The organism is Streptomyces sp. NPDC059009, assembly GCF_042740175.1.
Classification (GTDB): domain Bacteria; phylum Actinomycetota; class Actinomycetes; order Streptomycetales; family Streptomycetaceae; genus Streptomyces.
This window is the reverse complement of sequence record NZ_JBHYJB010000012.1, coordinates 145,616-162,644: the sequence shown is the minus strand read 5'-3', so window position 1 is coordinate 162,644 and position 17,029 is coordinate 145,616. Positions and strand designations below refer to the sequence as shown.

11 protein-coding genes are annotated in these 17,029 nt (G+C 72.1%); all 11 read right to left on the bottom strand.

Features of this window, described 5'->3' with window-relative positions:
• Nucleotides 1-10: 10 nt before the first annotated feature.
• Complete coding sequence (locus tag ACFWYM_RS14945; protein WP_384835604.1) at nucleotides 11-2,014, bottom strand: alginate lyase family protein; 2,004 nt, start codon at nucleotides 2,012-2,014, stop codon at nucleotides 11-13.
• Entirely contained in the window at nucleotides 2,011-4,221 is a 2,211-nt protein-coding gene (locus tag ACFWYM_RS14940) for a bi-domain-containing oxidoreductase (RefSeq protein WP_384835601.1), read from the bottom strand. Before ACFWYM_RS14940 ends, ACFWYM_RS14945 begins: the two co-directional genes overlap by 4 nt.
• A gap of 18 nt (nucleotides 4,222-4,239) precedes the next feature.
• Complete coding sequence (gene asnB, locus ACFWYM_RS14935; RefSeq protein WP_384835598.1) at nucleotides 4,240-6,174, bottom strand: asparagine synthase (glutamine-hydrolyzing); 1,935 nt, start codon at nucleotides 6,172-6,174, stop codon at nucleotides 4,240-4,242.
• A gap of 3 nt (nucleotides 6,175-6,177) precedes the next feature.
• Nucleotides 6,178-7,710, bottom strand: a complete 1,533-nt coding sequence (locus ACFWYM_RS14930) for a Wzz/FepE/Etk N-terminal domain-containing protein (protein ID WP_384835595.1) — start codon at nucleotides 7,708-7,710, stop codon at nucleotides 6,178-6,180.
• Entirely contained in the window at nucleotides 7,707-9,104 is a 1,398-nt protein-coding gene (locus ACFWYM_RS14925) for a Wzz/FepE/Etk N-terminal domain-containing protein (protein ID WP_384835592.1), read from the bottom strand. Before ACFWYM_RS14925 ends, ACFWYM_RS14930 begins: the two co-directional genes overlap by 4 nt.
• A complete protein-coding gene (locus ACFWYM_RS14920; protein ID WP_384835589.1) occupies nucleotides 9,101-10,366 on the bottom strand; it encodes a glycosyltransferase family 4 protein in 1,266 nt (421 codons plus the stop codon). The genes ACFWYM_RS14925 and ACFWYM_RS14920 overlap by 4 nt, the downstream gene beginning before the upstream one ends.
• Nucleotides 10,356-11,681, bottom strand: coding sequence for a nucleotide sugar dehydrogenase (locus tag ACFWYM_RS14915; protein WP_384835586.1), 1,326 nt, complete (start codon nucleotides 11,679-11,681; stop codon nucleotides 10,356-10,358). Before ACFWYM_RS14915 ends, ACFWYM_RS14920 begins: the two co-directional genes overlap by 11 nt.
• Before the next feature lie 76 nt (nucleotides 11,682-11,757).
• Nucleotides 11,758-13,236, bottom strand: a complete 1,479-nt coding sequence (locus ACFWYM_RS14910; RefSeq protein WP_384835583.1) for a sugar transferase — start codon at nucleotides 13,234-13,236, stop codon at nucleotides 11,758-11,760.
• A 640-nt stretch (nucleotides 13,237-13,876) separates the two neighbouring features.
• The gene (locus ACFWYM_RS14905; RefSeq protein WP_384835581.1) at nucleotides 13,877-14,689 is read right to left on the bottom strand and encodes an SAM-dependent methyltransferase; all 813 of its coding nucleotides are present in this window, start codon (nucleotides 14,687-14,689) and stop codon (nucleotides 13,877-13,879) included.
• Nucleotides 14,690-14,744: 55 nt separating this feature from the next.
• Nucleotides 14,745-15,440, bottom strand: coding sequence for a response regulator (locus ACFWYM_RS14900; protein WP_384835578.1), 696 nt, complete (start codon nucleotides 15,438-15,440; stop codon nucleotides 14,745-14,747).
• On the bottom strand, nucleotides 15,437-16,834 hold the full coding sequence (locus ACFWYM_RS14895) for a sensor histidine kinase (protein ID WP_384835575.1): 1,398 nt from the start codon (nucleotides 16,832-16,834) through the stop codon (nucleotides 15,437-15,439). The genes ACFWYM_RS14900 and ACFWYM_RS14895 overlap by 4 nt, the downstream gene beginning before the upstream one ends.
• Between the last annotated feature and the right edge of the window lie 195 nt (nucleotides 16,835-17,029).

Below are 17,029 nucleotides of genomic sequence, written 5' to 3'. Positions count from 1 at the left end.
CTCTGGCGCGCTAGTCGCGGAATCTGAGGACGGTCGTGAACTCGGCCGTGCCGTCGGCGAATCCGGTGCCGACGAGCGTGGTGGCGGGTTCCTTGCGCCCGAAGCCGGCCGAGTACCAGCCGAGGATGGGGTTTCCCCTGCTCGAAGAGCTTGGGGAAGGGTCGCTCTCGCCGCGGTGTGCCCGCCAGGACAGCTGCCCGGGCAGGTCGAGCACGGCGGAGCGGTCCTCGCCGTCCCGGGTCCAGGTGAGCACCGCCCGGTCGCCTGCCAGGACCGCGGTGACCGCCGGGCCGAGGTGGAACGCCAGGCGCACGTCGCGGCGCGGGCCGCGCCCTGCGCCGCGCACCTCGTCGACCACCCGCAACTCCCGTGCTGCGGCGGCCAGTTCCACCCGGCGACGGTGCACGGACTCCCCGTAACCGTCGTGCTCGGCGCACCACGTGGAGGTGTCCGCCGTCAGGACGCGGCTGCGGGCCTGCCGGGTCCACAGGAACGGGCCGCCGGAGACGGACTGGTCGGCGCCGTCCAGCTCCAGGGTGTTGTGGCCGAGGGTCGAGCGGAAGTACCGCCGCCACTCGGGCTGCCCGTGGTAGCAGTACGTCCCCGGGTCGGCGAGCACGTCGACGCCGTCGTGCCGGACCTCCACGGACAGGGCGTCCGCGTGGGCGTGCGCGGCGATGGAGAGGAAGCCGTGCGGGCCACCGTCGCAGCGGCACCAGATCTCGCCTGTGTCCCCTTGACGGCGCAGGACGGTGAGCCCCGCGTCCGCGAAGTGGTGCGGCCGGCGGGCCGGGCGGGTCACGGCCGGTGCGGTGCCCTTCTTCCCGTACGGGCGGACGAGCGCGGCGAGGAGCGGGGTGCGCACATCGGTGCCGGTCACCGCCGGCCACCAGTCGAGGCGGCCGAACACGGCGTCCCCGGTGGCAAGCAGCGAGGCCCAGCGGTCGGTGCCCGCGCCGTCCACGATCAGGCCGTGCCCGTCGTCCGCGTCCCCCTGGCGCGGCGGCCGCAGACGGCTGTCGACGACGGCCGCGAGCGCGTCGGTCATCCGCAGCAGCACCAGGCGGATCGTCCTGGGGACCGGCACCGAGGCGGCGTCCGCCTCGGCCACCGCCGCCAGGCCGAGTTCGAGGACCAGGCCGTGGTACTCGGTGGCCAGCTCCCGGTTGAGGCCGGAGAGGAAGGTGTTGCCGCGCAGGTGCCGCTCCAGCGACGCGAGCGCGGCGGCCCGCCAGCGCGCCGAGGAGGGGAACCACCCGAAGGCGCAGGCCGCGGCGAACTGCCCGGCGGCCTCGGCGATGACGTGGTTGTTCGCCGACGACCCCCGGCTGGGGAAGGCGGCCAGCCAGCGCTGGTGGTGCCAGATCTGGTTCAGGGCCACCGGGTTCTCCTCGAAGAGCCCGGCCGCGCCCGGCCAGCCGTCGAGGAGCCGGCGTATCCACACCCAGGACAGGAGGCGGATGCCCAGCTCGATGCCGCTGATCCAGTGCACGCCGCGCAGCGGCGGGTTGGCCGCCCACCACAGCCGCAGGTGCTGGGCCACGCGCTCGGCGTACCGCTCGTCCCCGGTGACCGCGTAGGCGGCGGCGAGCACGGTGAGGTACTGGTGCCGGGACGGCTCCCAGATCTGCTTGATGTCCCCGACCGCTTCCTCGTTGCGGTACGGCACGTCGAAGGCGTAGCCCCACGGGGCCCGGCGCCCGGTCTTCGGGTCGTACCACCAGTCCGGGTCGGCCAGGTCGTCGCGGGGCACCCCGAAGAACTCGGCGTGCCCGTCAAGGAGCCGGTCCGCCTCGGCGACGAGACGCTTCGCGGCGTCCGGCGGCACCGCGGCGAGCGCCCCGGCGGGCAGGGCCGCGGTGAACCGGGCGCCCGTCACGCTCGGGCAGCTGGGCCGCGCCGAGCGCCACCGGCGCCTGCGCACCGTGTCGCTCACCCGGCCGCCGATCTCCCGCGGCCCCATCCGGGACAGCCGCCGCAGGTACCAGCTCGCGCTCCCTGAGATCACGCTCATCGCGCCCTCGCCAACGTCACCGGTGCACCGCCCGCAAGACCCGCCTGCACGGCGAGGGTGGCCGCCGTGGTGGCGGCCAGGGACTCCAGCGGCACCGGCATCGGCCCGCCGGTCCGCACGGCCCGGACGAACGCGGCCAGTTCGGCCTCCTGGCCCTTGTCGCGGGCCTTGGGCAGCCGCGAACTGACCCACCGCTTGCGCCCGGCCGAGCCGTCGAAGTGCACCGAGGCGCGGACGAAGTCGTCGAGCCGCAGCACCTTGCCGTCCGCGACCAGGTCCAGCGACTCCTTGGGGAAGCCGGGGGCTCCGGTGGTGACGTAGCTGATGGTGGCGGTGGAGCCGTCGGGGTAGCGCAGGACGACCTGGAGGTCCTCGTTGCCGGGCGTGGTGACGGCGTACACGGAGACCGGGTCGGCCGCGAGCAGCCAGCTCACCGTGTCGATGAAGTGGCCGCCCTCGCCCGCGAACCGCGAGCCCTCGGTGCCCTGCCGGAGGTACCAGCTGCCGTGCTCCAGGCGGCCCGCGTTGACCAGGTAGCGGACGCTCGCCGGGCCGGTGCGGACGCCGAACTGCTTCCTGGCCTCCTGCAGCAGCGGCGCGAACCGGCGGTTGAAGCCCACCTGCAGCCGGTCGTTGCCGGACTCCTCGACCGCCGCGAGCACGCCGGAGAGGTCGTCCTCGGTGAGGGCCAGGGGCTTCTCCACGAACACGGCCTTGCCGGAATGCAGTGCCTTGCACGTCAGTTCGGCATGCGAGCTGTGCCGGGTCACCACGAACACCGCGTCGATGGACTGGTCGCCGAGCACGGCGTCGAGATCGGTGGTGGCCCGGGCGAAGCCGAACTTCCGCTGTGCGTTGGCCGCGGACAGCGCCGTCGTGGTGACGACGGTCGACAGCTCGACGCCCTCGCGCTCCGCCAGGTGCGGCAGCAGCATCGACGTCGCGTAGTTGCCCGCGCCGACGAACGCGAGACGCACCGGCGCCTTGGCGGACCGGGCCGGGGCGGACACTCCACCACCGCGCCGCGGCACCGCGGGCACGGCCACCTCGGGGGTCTCCTGCGCCTCGGCAGCGTGGTCGGGGTGGCCGGCGTACCGGAACAGCACGGCCACGGCCTTCAACTCGCCTTCCTTCAGGCGCTGGTACGTCTCGACGGCGTCCTCGAAGTCGGCCGTGTGGGAGACCAGGGGCGCCACGTCCACGCGGCCGCGGGCGACGAGGTCGAGGAAGCACGCCAGGTTGCGGCGCTCCGTCCAGCGCACATAGCCGATCGGGTAGTCCCGGCCCTCCAGCTCGTACTCCGGGTCGTAGCGACCGGGCCCGTACGAGCGCGAGAAGCGGACGTCGAGCTCCTTCTCGTAGTACGCGTTCCACGGCAGGTCCAGCCTGCACTTGCCGATGTCGACGACCCGGCCCCGGTCCCGGCTCAACTTGGCGGCCAGCTCGACGGGTTGATTGCTGCCGCCGCCCGCGGCCAGATACACCTGGTCCACGCCGTGCCCGTCGGTGAGCTCGGCGACGGCCGCCTCCACGGCCGCGGACCCGGGGTCGCCGCAGGCCGCTGCGCCGAGGCCCGCGGCGAGCTCGCAGCGCACCGGGTCGGGGTCGGCGCCGACGACGCGGACGCCCGCGGCGGCGAGGAGCTGCACCACCAGCTGCCCGATCAGGCCGAGGCCGATGACCAGGGCCACGTCGCCGAGTTGGGGCTCACCGCGGCGCACGCCCTGCAGCGCGATCGACCCGACGGTGCCGAAGGCCGCGTGCTGCGGCGCGAGGCCGTCCGGCACCGGGGTGTAGAGGTTCTTCGGCACCCAGTTCAGCTCGGCGTGCAGCGCGTGCTCATTGCCCGCGCAGGCCACGAGGTCACCGACCTTCACGTCGTCGACCCCGGCGCCGACCTGCTCGACCACCCCGCACAGCGAGTAGCCGAGCGGCGTGTAGGAGTCCAGCTTGCCCATGACCTTGCGGTACGTGGCGGGCACCCCGTTGGTGGCGACGCTCTGCACGACCTTGGCCACCTGGTCCGGGCGGGAGCGGGCCTTGCCCAGCATCGACATGCCGGCCTCGGACACCTTCATGAGCTCGGTCCCGGTGGAGATCAGCGAATACGCGCTGCGGACCAGGACACCGCCCGGCTTGCACCCCGGTACCGGAACGTCGAGCACCGCCAGCTCGCCGCTCTTGTAGTTCTGTACAACCTGCTTCACCCGAACTCCTCTGAATTCCTAAGCCGTTAACCGAGTGCTCTGACCGGACCCAGAGGTCGCGTCGCGATACCAGTACTCAAGGGTCAGCACATGCCACAGATGCTTGGAGAAGTCCCGCTGCCCGGCGGCGTCCTCGGCGACCATGCGCGCCAGGGCGTCGCGGCGCAGGAGCCCGCTGTCGACGAGCACGCCGTCGTGCACCACCTCGCGCACCAGCGGCGCCAGGTCCCGGCTCATCCAGGCCCGCAGCGGGGCGCTGAACAGGCCCTTGGGCCGGTACACGATCTCCTTCGGCAGGATCGAGGTGGCCGCCTCCTTGAGCACGGCCTTGCCCTGCCGCCCGACGATCTTGCGGTCACCGGGCACCGCGAACGCCGCCCTGACCACGTCGACGTCCACGTACGGCACCCGCACCTCGGTCGACGCGGCCATGCTGGAGCGGTCCGTGTACGTGAGGTTCAGGCCCGGCAGGAACATCCGGGCGTCGCCCAGACACATGCGGTTCACGAAGTCGTCGAGGTCGTTGTCCTCGTAGACGTCCGCGTGCTCCGTCAGCACGTCCTCGACCGTGCCGGCCAGGTCCGGGTCGACCAGGGCGAGCAGCTCCTCCTGGTCGTACATGGTGTAGCTGCGCCGGAACGCGGTCTCCTCCGGCAGCTCGGCGAAGGAGAGGAACCGCTTGGCGAACCGCACCGACCTGAATCCGCGCTTGGCCGTGGCGACCGGCAGCCGGTCCACGGCCGCGTGCACCCCGCGCCGCAGCGGCCGCGGGACGCGCTGGTAGCGCAGCGCGAGCGTATTGGCCAGGTGCTTGCGGTAGCCGGCGAACAGCTCGTCGGCGCCCATGCCCGAGAGCATCACCTTGATCCCGGCCTCCCGGGCGGCCGAGCAGATCAGATACGTGTTGATCGCGGCGGGGTCGCCGATCGGCTCGTCCAGGTGGTGCGTCATCTTCGGCAGCAGGTCGAGCACGTTCGGCGCGATCTCGATCTCCCGTAGATCGACGCCGAATTGGGCGGCCACCTGCCGGGCGTAGCGCAGGTCGTCCGGCATCGCCTCGAACTTGGCGTCCTCGGCGCGGAATCCGATCGTGTACGCGGCGATCCCGGGCTGGTGCCGGGCGGCGAGCGCGGTCAGCCAGCTGGAGTCGAGGCCGCCGGAGAGGAAGGTCGCCACCGGCACGTCGGACAGCAGATGCTGCCGGGTCGACTCCTCGACAATGGCGGCCAGGTCCGGCCGCTCGCCGGCCAGGGCCCGCTCCCGGCCCTCGGCGGCGACGTCCTTCAGCTGCCAGTACGAGCCGCGCCGCACCGTTCCGTCGGGCCGGATCCGCAGCCAGCTCCCCGGCGGCAGCTTCTCCGCCTCACGGAACGCGCAGCGCGAGTCCGGCACCCAGTAGTAGAGGAGCGAGGCCACCAGCGCCGCGTGATCCACCTCCAGCGTCCCGCCGGTCACGGCCGCGAGGGCCTTGAGCTCGGAGGCGAACACCAGACCCGGGCCGCGCCGGAGCAGGAACAGCGGCTTGATGCCCAACTGGTCGCGGGCCAGCACCAGTTCACCGGTCCGCTCGTCGAAGATCCCGAACGCGAACATGCCGCGCAGCCGGGGCAGACAGCCGGTGCCCCAGCGCCGCCACGCCTCCAGGAGCACCTCGGTGTCGGAGGTGCCGCGGAAGCGCACCCCGGCGGCCGCCAGTTCGGCGCGCAGCTCGGGCGCGTTGTACAGCTCGCCGTTGTACGTCAGCGAGAGGCCGTCCGAGACCATCGGCTGGGCGCCGGTCTCGGACAGGTCGATGATGGCCAACCGGCGGTGCCCCAGGTGCACTTCGCCGTCACCGGCGGCGTGGCTGTAGCGCCCCGCGCCGTCCGGGCCGCGGTGGGCGAGGGTGTCGGTGAGCCGGTCGGTGACGATCTTCCCGTCCGGCCAGCGGTACGTGCCTGCGATGCCACACATGTCCTAGCGCGCCTCCTGGTCGCTGTCCGGGACGCGCGCGGCCGCCCTCGACCGCCGCTCCGCTCGCTGCCCGCCCGACGAGTTGTGCCGGGCAAGGCGCTCGAAATGGCCGCGCAGCGCGGTGTGCTGCCCGTCCCACAGGGTGCCGTCGGTCCGGTCCCGAGGATCGGGGTCGATCAGCACCACACCGATCACCGGGACGCGCAGGTCCGCGAGTTGGCGCGCCACGGTGTGCAGCCACGTGGCGCTGCCGTGCCCGGCCCGTACGACGAGCACGGTCTGGCCGCCGAGGAACCGGAGGTCGGTCCACGCCGTGCCGGGCGCGACGGAGCCGACGCCGATCCGGCGCGCCTGCTGCGGCGCGGCCTCGGCACGCTCGCCACTGACCACGGCCGGGTCTCCCGGCCGCTGCCGGTGCGCGAGGTGCGGACCCGGCAGGCCGTCCACGATGACCACGGGACCCTCCGCTGCCAGCGCGCGGGCGACGTTCAGGGCGAGCACGCTCGTGGTGCGCGCACAGCCCAGTTCGAGCAGCGACACCGGTTCCGCGGAGCCGCGCACGGCGCGGGCCACGGTCGTGGTGAGCCGTTCACGGGCCGCCCGGCTCCGCTTGCGCTGCCACGGCCCGGCCGACCGGCGGGGCACATGGCGCAGCTCCGCGATGACCGAGGCGCCCAGGTTCGACGCGATCGCGCGGCGCAGCACGGGGCGGTCCGCCACCACCGAGCCGACCGCGGCCACCGCGAGGCCCAGGACGAGCCCGAGGACCAGCCCGATCGCGGCGTTGGTGGCGGCGGCCCTGGGCACGGACTGCGGCACCGCGCGCGGGGCGTCCACGATCTGCGTACCGGCGATGATCTTGGGGGTGCCGGTACGGGCGTCCGCGGCGCGCTGGTCGAAGTCGGCGATCCGCGAGTTGAGTTCGGCCCGGCGGGCGAAGAGCGACTCGATGGCCGCCGACGCCTTCGGGTCGGTCTCCGTCTCGGGCGACCGGTCGCCGATCTCCTTGTTCACCTCGGCGAGTTCGCCCCGCATGCGGTCGCGCTGGTCGAGCAGGGCCTTGGCCTCGGCCTTCGCGGTCTCCCGCATCCGCCGCACATGGTCCGCGACGAACGCGTCGGCCAGGGCCTTGGCGCGGGCCACCGCGTCCGCGTCGCTGTCGGCGGTCACGTCGATCTGCATCAGGTTGTTGGTGAGGCCGGTGCCCCGGTAGTCCTTCATGAAGTCCTCGGGTTTCTCCGGGGACTTGAGGGCCCGCAGTGCCTGTCCGGCGATCCGTGTGGTGCCCAGCAGGGCGACGTCGGTACGGATCAGCGTGCCGGAGTCGTTCGGCTGGTCCTCCTGGTGCGTGACCAGGACCTTGGCCTGTGCGGTCGGCGGCGGCGGCCGCAGCACCGCCACGGCCGCGCCGACCAGCAGCCCGAGCAGCGCCAGGGAGCACCAGAGGCGGCGGCGCCTGCGCACCGCCACCACCAGCGCGTGCAGGTCGAGGAGCGGAGTGGCTGCCGACGACTCCGAAGTCGTGCTCGTCGTCACACGGAACCTCCCGTCCCCTGGCCTCGAGCTGAGAGCGCCAACGTGGCGTCGTCCGGAGAAGCACCGGCGGACCGCGCCGTACGGGGCCGGACCGTTCCGGCGACGACGGCGGCGACGACCTCGTGCTTGCCGTCCGCGCACGCCTCGGCGATGCCGGCGAGCTCCCCCGCGGTCCAGCTGCCCGCGCTGAGCACGACCAGGGCGCCGGACTCGGCGCCGCGGTCCGGCACGAGCGGCCGGGACACCGAGACCTCCACCACTCGCAGCATGGGGTATCCCCGGCCCGCGGAGTTCCGGGACGGATCGTTCTCGGCCTCGGTGACGAGCTGCCCGGCGGCCCGGCGGGCGGTGTCGTCGCCGTCCGGCACGACGACCAGCAGCCGCCGGGGCGACGGGAGTTGGTCCCGCAGGCGCGCGCACACCCGCCGGTAGCGGATCCGTCTGCCGGCCTCGTCGCCGGACATCTGCGGGGCCGGTGTGTCCCACCGGATGTCGAGGCCGAGGAGCCGGCGGAACCAGGCCCGCGGGCCACTGCCCTTCGGCCCGTGCGCGGACCGTTCGGCGGGCACGTCGACGGTGCCGATGACCGTCGAGCCCAGCGCCGCGGCGATCTCCGGTTCGGTGCGCAGCCGGCGGTTCATACGGGCGGCGGTGAGGTGGCCGATGACCGCGACCAGGAAGAACAGCAGCGTCCCGGCGACGACGAACTGCGTCCTCGTGGGCGGTGCCTCGCTCGTCGGCCGGGCCGCAGGGCCCATGACGACCATGTTGGCCCGGCCCGCCGACGGGTCGGCGTCGTCCAGCTTCTTCATGGCCTCCTGCAGCGCGGTGCGCAGCTTCTCCAGCTCGGTGCGGGCCTGCACGCCCTCCACGGTCTTTCCCGGGTCGGCCGCGCGCGCCAGTTCGGTGATGCGGCGGTTGGTCTGCGCCACCTTCTTCCGCAGCGCCTCCGGTCCCGCCGATGTGTCGGGGTCGGGGTCGTCGCCCGCGATCCGCGCGGCGAACGCGACGAACTGCTGGGCCAGTTGATCGGAGAGCTGCTGTGCGCGCTCCGGGCTCTCGGCCGTGCCCGAGATCTTGATGATGTTCCCCTCGGCGGCCTTGGCACTCACGTCGTCCCGCACGTCGCTGCCGCTGACGCCCTTCCAGTCGAGCGCGGCGGCCGTGCGGTCGGCCACCGCCGAACTGGTCGCGATCTCCGCCTGCGTCAGCAGTTCGCGCTCCTCCCACTGCCCCGGCAGCAGCACCGACGCAGAGGTCGTGTACCGCGGGGGGAACAGCAGGGAGGCGCCGTAGCCGACGAGTGCGCCCAGCAGGGCGACGATGGCGAGAAGTCGCCAGCGCCGGCGGAGAATCCGCCCGATCGTGACCAGGCGTATCGTGTCCTCGCTCAACGGCGCAGCCTCTTCCCTGTGCGGACCGGGTCGCCCGCCGACGCCGCCGTGCGGTCACGGCAGGCGGCGGCGTAGGCGGCGAGCAGCGACGCCTGCGAGTTCTCCCAGGAGAGCGGTCCGCTGATGCGCTCCTGGCCGATCTTGCCCATCCGGGCCCGCTTCTCCGGGTCGTCGAGGAGCAGCGCGATGAGCCCGGCGAACTCGGCCTCGTCGTTGGCGGGCGCGTAGACGGCGGCGTCACCGGCGGAGACGCGCGCCTCCTTGAGGTCGAACGAGACGATCGGCCGGCCCATGGCCATGTACTCCAGGACCTTGTTCATGGTCGACACGTCGTTGAGCGGATTGCGCGGGTCGGGGGAGAGGCACACGTCCGCGGTGGACAGACAGCGCACCAGATCGGCGTCCGGTATCCGCCCGGTGAACTCCACCTGGTCGTCGAGCCCGAGCTCCCGGGACAGCTCCACCATCGCGTCGAAGGCGTCCCCGGCGCCGACGAACACCGCGTGCCAGTCGGTCCGCCCGACCTCGTCGCGCAGCTTCGCGAGGGCCCGTAAGGCGTAGTCGACGCCGTCCTGCGGTCCCATGACGCCCAGGTAGCACAGCAGATGGGGCTTGCCGCGCTTCAACTCCGGCTCGGGCGGCACCGGTTGGAACCGGTCGGTCTGCGGCGCACTGCGCACCACGAAGACGTCCTGCGGCCGCCGGCCGCCGCGGCGCACCGCGACGTCCCGGTAGCTCTCGTTCGTGGCGAGCACGATGTCGGCGGCCCGGTAGGTCCGCCGCTCCAGCGCGCACACGGCGCGGTAGAGCAGGTCCTTGCCGCGGCCGAACCGCGAGAGGTACAGCTCGGGCACCAGGTCGTGCTGGTCGAAGACGAACCGCGCGCCGCGTCTCCTCAGCCACCGGGCGGCCAGGAACAGCAGGTCGGGCGGGTTGCAGGCGTGGACCACATGGACCGGCCCGACCTTGCGGGCGAGCCGGGCCGTGTGCCACAGCGCCGATCCGTACTCCTGCAGATAGCCGGCGGGTCCGCCGGTGGCCGCGCGCAGCGGGTAGCGGTGGATCCGCACCCCGTCGACCACGGCCTCCGGCTCCGTGTCTCTCTTGGTCCCTTGGGGACAGATGACGTGCACGGTCCAGCCCGCGTCGCGCAGTGTGGTGCACTCCTGCCACACCCGCCGGTCGAACGGCACCGACAGGTTCTCCACCAGGATCAGCGCGCGACGGTTCAGCGCGCCGCCAGTGGTCGTGTTACCAAGCAAGGCCCATGTATCCCGGTTCGGCCCGGCGCGCCTCGGCGTCGGGAAGGCGGATGAGGTCGATCAGTACGGGTCCGTCGCCGTGCGGCAGCGCCGCGAGGACGGCCGGATCCTTGGTCCCGACCAGGCACACCTCGGCGTGCTCGAGCACCTCGTCGACGGAGTCGGCGAGCAGCTGCGCGAGGTGCGGCAGGCGGGTCTCGATGTACTCGCGGTTGGCGCCCATCAGCCGGGACAGGCTCACGTTGGCGTCGTGGATCTTCAGGTCGTAGCCCTTGCCGAAGAGCCGCTCCGCCAGCTCGACGAGGGGGCTCTCGCGGAGGTCGTCGGTGCCCGGCTTGAAGGAGAGCCCGAACAGGCCGACCCGGCGCTTGCCGGTGCGCTCGACCAGGTCCACCGCGCGCTGCAGATGGTCGGAGTTGGAGGGCAGTACGTGGGCGAGGATGGGCACCGAGATGTCGGCCCGCCGCGCCGCGTGGACCAGGCTGCGCAGGTCCTTGGGCAGGCAGGAGCCGCCGAAGGCGAAGCCGGGCCGCAGGTAGGCGGGGCTGATGTTGAGCTTGCGGTCGGCGAGGAACACGTCCATCACCTGGTGCGAGTCCACGCCGAGCGCCTGGTAGACCGCGCCCAGCTCGTTCGCGAAGCCGATCTTGAGGCCGTGGAACGCGTTGTCCGCGTACTTGATCGCCTCGGCCGCCGGGACCGGCACCCGGAACACCTCGCCGGGCAGGCCCTCGTAGAGCGACGCCACCACGTCGCCGCTGGCCTGGTCGAGCTCGCCGATGACGGTCTTGGGCGGGTCGAAGAAGTCCCGCACGCTGGTGCCCTCGCGCAGGAACTCCGGGTTGACCGCGACGCCGACGTCCACCCCGGCCGTGCCGCCGACGTTCTTCTCCAGGATCGGCACCAGCAGATTCAGACAGGTGCCCGGGAGCATGGTGCTGCGGAACACGACGGTGTGCCGCCCGCCGCGCCGACGAGGATCCGCCACCGCGGCGCCGATCTCCTCGGTGACCCGCTCCAAGTACGTGGTGCACAGGCTGCCGTTGGGCTCCGAGGGGGTGCCCACGCAGACCAGTGACACCTCGCTGCCCATGATCGCCTCGCGGACGTCGCGGGTGGCGCGTAACGCCCCGCTCCGCACGACCTCGGCGGTGAGCTCGCCGATCCGCTCCTCGACCACGGGCGCCTTGCCGTCGTTGACCAGGTCGACCTTCGCCTGGTTGACGTCCACGCCGATGACCTCGTGACCCATGCTCGCCAGGCACGCGGCCGACACACAGCCCACGTAGCCGAGCCCGAACACGCTGATTCTCATGACCCGTTCCTCCCCCCAGGCACGCCCTTGCGGCGGCCTGCCTTCCGTGCACCGGCCGGACGACGACGTCCGCACATCAGTAGGCCCCCTGCCCCTGGAGCACCGCCCGCAGCGTCTTCCACAAGATCACTGTGTCCAGGGCGAGCGACCAGTCCTCCACGTACCGCAGGTCGAGGCGGACCGCCTCCTCCCACGGCAGATCGCTGCGTCCGCTGATCTGCCACAGGCCGGTGAGGCCGGGCTTCACGAGCAGCCGCCGCCGGATGTCCGGGCCGTACGCGGCGGACTCCTCCGGCAGCGGAGGCCGTGGGCCGACGAGCGACATCGATCCGGTGAGCACGTTGAACAGCTGCGGGAGTTCGTCGAGCGAGTAGCGGCGCAGCACCGCTCCCACCCGGGTCACCCGCGGATCCCGGCGGACCTTGAACAGCAGCCCCGCGCCCTCGTCGCGGTCGGCCAGCTCGGCGCGTGCGCCGTGGGCTCCCGCGACCATGGTGCGGAACTTGAGGATGGTGAACTCGCGGCCGTCCTTGCCGACCCTGCGCTGGCGGTAGAACGCCCCGCCCCGGCTGTCCACCAGGACGAACAGCCCGACGAGCGCCATCAGCGGGGCGAACAGCAGCAGCAGGACCGCGGCGCCCAGCCGGTCGACGACTCCTTTGACGGCCCGGCGGCCCCCGGTGAAGATCGGCATGCTGACCCGAAGCAGCGGGATCCCGAGGACCGCGTCGACGTGCAGCCGCGGCCCCGCCACCTCCATCAGCACCGGGGCGACGACCATCTCGGCCTCGCTGCCCTCGAGGTTCCAGGCGAGTCGCTGCAGCCGGTCCGGCGACCAGTGCGGGTCCGGGGTGACCGCGACGACGCGGTAGCCGTCGCGGCGGACATGGCCCGCGACGTCCGTCAGTTGGCCGACGACCGGCACTCCGTCCAGTTGGTCACCGTCGAAACCGAGACCGTCCGGCGTGCACACCGCCTCCACGCGCCAGCCGAGGTGCGGGAACTTGCGGACGCGGGTGACCAGATCGCGCACGGTGGCCGGACTTCCGGCGGCGAGTACCGGTCTCAGGCAGCGGCCTTCCTTGCGCTGTTTGTGCAGCCAGAGGCGGAGCAGGTACCGCTCGGTCATGGTGACGAGCGCTATCGCCGGGATGGCGACGAAGATCCAGAGCTTGATGTTGCGCGAGGTGAGGGCGATCCCGCCGAGCGCCAGGACGACCGCCGCCGTGAACAGCGAGCGTCCGAGCCGGCGGAACTCCTCGGCTCCCTGGCCGAGTACGGCCGGGGCCCAGGCCCGGCTCACCGCGAGTGCCCCGAGCACGAGGAGCTCGGTGCCGAAGGCCAGAAAGGCCCAGTTCTCATGCCAGTTGGCAGCGTCCCGGACCCCGAAGAAGCCGCCGATCGCCGCCACCACGAAGGCGGTGGCCACGGTATCGCTGGTGATCACGGTACGGCGGTACCGCTGCTCCCAGTCGATAGCGGGCTGAGTGATTGCCCCGTTCACCGGACGCCCGCGCGCCGGTAGGAACGGGCTGACTAATTCCCCCTGTTGCACAGCCCCCCCCAGGTCGCCAGTGCGCTCGACATGATTGCTCCACACGGTTCCTCCCCCCGGGAGGCCCTCGCCCCCCGCACTGTTGCTCCCCTCGGGAGGCCCCCGCCCCCCGCGCCGCGCTGTTCCTCATCCCGGGGGCTCCCCGCCCCCGGGCGTCACATCCCGGCTGTTGCAGCGCTACATGCACACCCCAGACCGACGGCAGCGGACGCACTTGGCCTGCCGGACTCTTGTGGTGTGCGGGAACCCGCTGAACCCTTGAGTGCTCCCCACACTCAAGGCCCCTCCCCGGGCTCCGAACCTATAGATCATCATTTGTCGCCTCGTGTCCGCATGTGAAGCACGGTCAACATAGACCATCGCGGCCCGTCTGAAGAGGGGATGTGTGGAACTTGTGCTCAACCGTTGAAGCCGGATCCATCCAACTGCGCGCCCCCGCCGGCGCCTTGGCGACGACGGCATGCCGCGTGACCTGGGAGGACGGCCCGTCGGAGCACTGTCGGCGCCCGCGCCCCCGAGGTGTCACCCCACCGTGAACTGGGCTGATAACGGCGCCTGTTGGGTAGATCTTGTTGGTTCAGGATGAGGGAAAGTGGAGTGTCCGGTCACGTGTAGGGCGTGCGCGAGCGGGGTAGCTCGATCACGGCTTTCTGCCGACGGCGCCGAACTGCGGCAGCGCGACGGCGGATTCAGGCTCGGTGCGCCATTGCGGGCACGACACGAGACCGGGTGGAAGGAGTTCCAGACCGTCGAAGAAGGCGCCGATTTCCGTACGGCTGCGCGCGGTGATCGGCGGAGTGGCGTTCTCGTTCCAGAACTTCATGGCCGCGATATTTCCTTCGCCACCGAGTTCGGAATCGGTGGTCGGGTGGGTCAGGGCGAGATAGCTGCCGGACGGGGCCGCGGCCATGATCCGGCGCACGATGTCCTGTGCCCGACCGGTGTCGAGAACGAAATTGAGGATGCCCAGCATCATGACCGCGACGGGCCGGCCGAGATCGAGAGTCGCCGCGGCGCTCTCGATGATGCTGTCCGGGTCGTGCACGTCGGCATCGATGTAATCGGTGGCTCCCTGAGGGGTCCCGACGAGCAGGCTGCGGGCGTGGACGAGCACGATGGGATCGTTGTCGACATAGACGATCCGGGACTCGGGTGCGATCCGCTGGGCGATCTCATGGGTGTTGTCCAGCGTCGGCAATCCGGTGCCGATGTCGAGGAATTGCCGCACTCCGCAGTCGGCGGTGAGGAAGCGGACGGCACGGCCGAGGAAGTCCCGGTCGGCGCGGGCCACGTCCCGGATCACGGGGAACATCGTGGCGACCTGATCACCGACCTGCTGGTCGACGCGGTAGTTGTCCTTCCCGCCGATCCAGTGGTTCCACACCCGGGCGTTGTGCGCGACCCCGATGTTCAGCCGGTCCGACACGTCCTTCGGGTGCTGGCTCTCCCGCACGTCTTCCCCTCTCGTCCGCCTCGCTCACTCGTGTGTCCATTGTCGTGCTCATGGCTCACGGTGTCCGGGAGTTCGGCCCGGTGCTGTCCGGCGCGGTGAGTCCCGCGCGGTACGCGAGCAGAGCGGCCTGGACCCGGTTGGTGACGTCGAGCTTGGCGAGGAGGCGGCTCACGTGGAGCTTGACCGTGGAGGTGCTCATGTGAAGGCGGCCCGCGATGTCGGTGTTGGTGAGCCCCTGGCCGAGGAGGGAGAAGACCTCACGTTCGCGGCCGGTGAGGGTCATGAGCCGTTCACGTTCGGCGGGCGTGAGGGAGTCGTCGCCGTCCTGGACCGCGGTGAGGACGCGCCGTGTGACCGAGGGGGAGAGCATCGCCTCGCCGGCGGCGACCACGCGGATGGCGTGCAGCAGGTCGCGCGGCGGAGTGTCCTTGCGCAGGAACCCGCTGGCGCCCGCGCGCACGGCCTCGTCGATGTGCTCGTCGAGGGCGAAGGTGGTCAGGATGATCACTTCCGGTGGCGCGGGGAGATCGGCGAGGGCACGGGTCACGGCGATGCCGTCCTTGCGCGGCATGAAGATGTCGAGCACGACCACGTCCGGCATGCGCTCCAGGGCCTGTGCGATGGCGGCCTCCCCGTCCGCCGCCTCGCCGATGACCTCGATGTCGTCGGCGGTTCCCACGATGGTGCGCAGGTGGGTGCGGACCATGGCGTCGTCGTCGACCAGCAGGACGCTGATCGGGGGCGTGGTCATCCGGTGTGCTCCTCTGCGCCGGCGGTGCCGGGTGTGGACAGCGGGATCTCGGCGTGTATCTCGAAGGTCCGCAGGGGCGTCCGGCCCGCGGAGAAGGTGCCGCCCAGCAGCTCGATGCCCTCACGCATGCCGGTCAGCCCCCGCCCGGATCCGCTGATCTGCTGCGGCCGGGGCTGCGCCATGGTGGGCGGTCCGTTGCTGACGTGCACGGACAACCGGTCGACCTGGTGGTCGAGCCGTACGAGGACGGCCGCTCCCGGGGCGTGCTTGGCCGCGTTGGTGAGCGCCTCCTGGGCGAGGCGGTAGAGGGCGCGCTGCGCGGCGGCCGGGACGTCGTCGTGGCGGGGGCCGGTGACCGTGAGCGTGGCGTAGGTGCCGACCGGTTCCCAGCTGCGGATGAGGTCCGGGAGGCCGGCCAGCGTCGGCTGTGCGGAGGGGGTGGCCGGCGTCGACGAGGCGGTGCCGGCTGCCTCGGCGGCCGCCCCGGCGCCTGTCTCCGCGGCCGGCCCTTCGGTCGCGTCATCGGGCTCGCCGGTCATCGGGGCTGAGGCGTCGCCCGGGTGCGCGCGATCGGTGTCCGCTCCCTCCGCTCCCTCCGCTCCCTCCGCTCCCTCAGCTCCCTCCGCTCCCTTCGCTCCCGGCGCTCCGGTGGTCGCCTCGGGGCAGGGCTGCATCGTCAACACCCCCAGGACCTCGTGGAGTTCGTCCACCGCACGGCGCCCCGTCTGTGCGATCGCCGCGGCCTCGCGGGCCACCCAGGCGCTGCCCCGGTCCGCGGTGAGTTCCAGGGCTCCCGCCCGCAGCACCATGTGGGTGACCTGGTGGGTCACCACGTCGTGCATCTCCCGTGCGATGCGGGCCCGTTCCTGCGTACGGGCCCGCTGGCGGGCCTGTTCCGCGGTGCGGGCGGCCATCTCCCGGCGGGTGCGGACGAGCATGCCGGCGGTGACGGGGCCCGCGACGAAGCCGAGGAGCTGGGCGGTGATCCGGCTGATGCCGTCGACGCCCCAGATACCGACGAGGGCCGTGTGCACCATCGTGGCCGCGGCGACGGTGCCCCAAGTCCAGACCTTGGAACGGCACTTGGCGGCCACGGTGAAGAGCGCGACGGCCAGCGGGAACGGGGCGAAGGCGACGATGTCGCCGACGACGGCGGCCCAGGCCACCGTCAGGGGGAAGCGCCGCCGGAACAGCAGCAGCACTCCGAGGACGACAGCGGTCGTCAGCTCGTCGCCGAAGCGCCCGGCGAGGACGCCGAAGTCCGCCACGCCCCGGGTCGCGTACGCGTCCGCGACGCCCAGCAGCGTGGCGGCGGCGCTGAGGCCGAGGTCTGTTCTGGTGATGTGCGTGCTGTCGTGGGGCGTGATCGTCGATGTCCTGTCAGCTTGCCTCACGGCCGTCTTCCTCGTGCGTCGTGGAGCGGGTGGCGGTGCTTCTGCGTCGTGGGGCGGGCGGTGGTTCTTCTGCGTCGATGCGGCGGCCTGAATTCGCGGTGTCAATTCATCATGCCTGGCGTCCCTGTGCTTTAAGTTGCCTGCGGCGATCAAATTGGCCGAGCGGTCAGACCCGTATACATCCTTTGGGCAGTC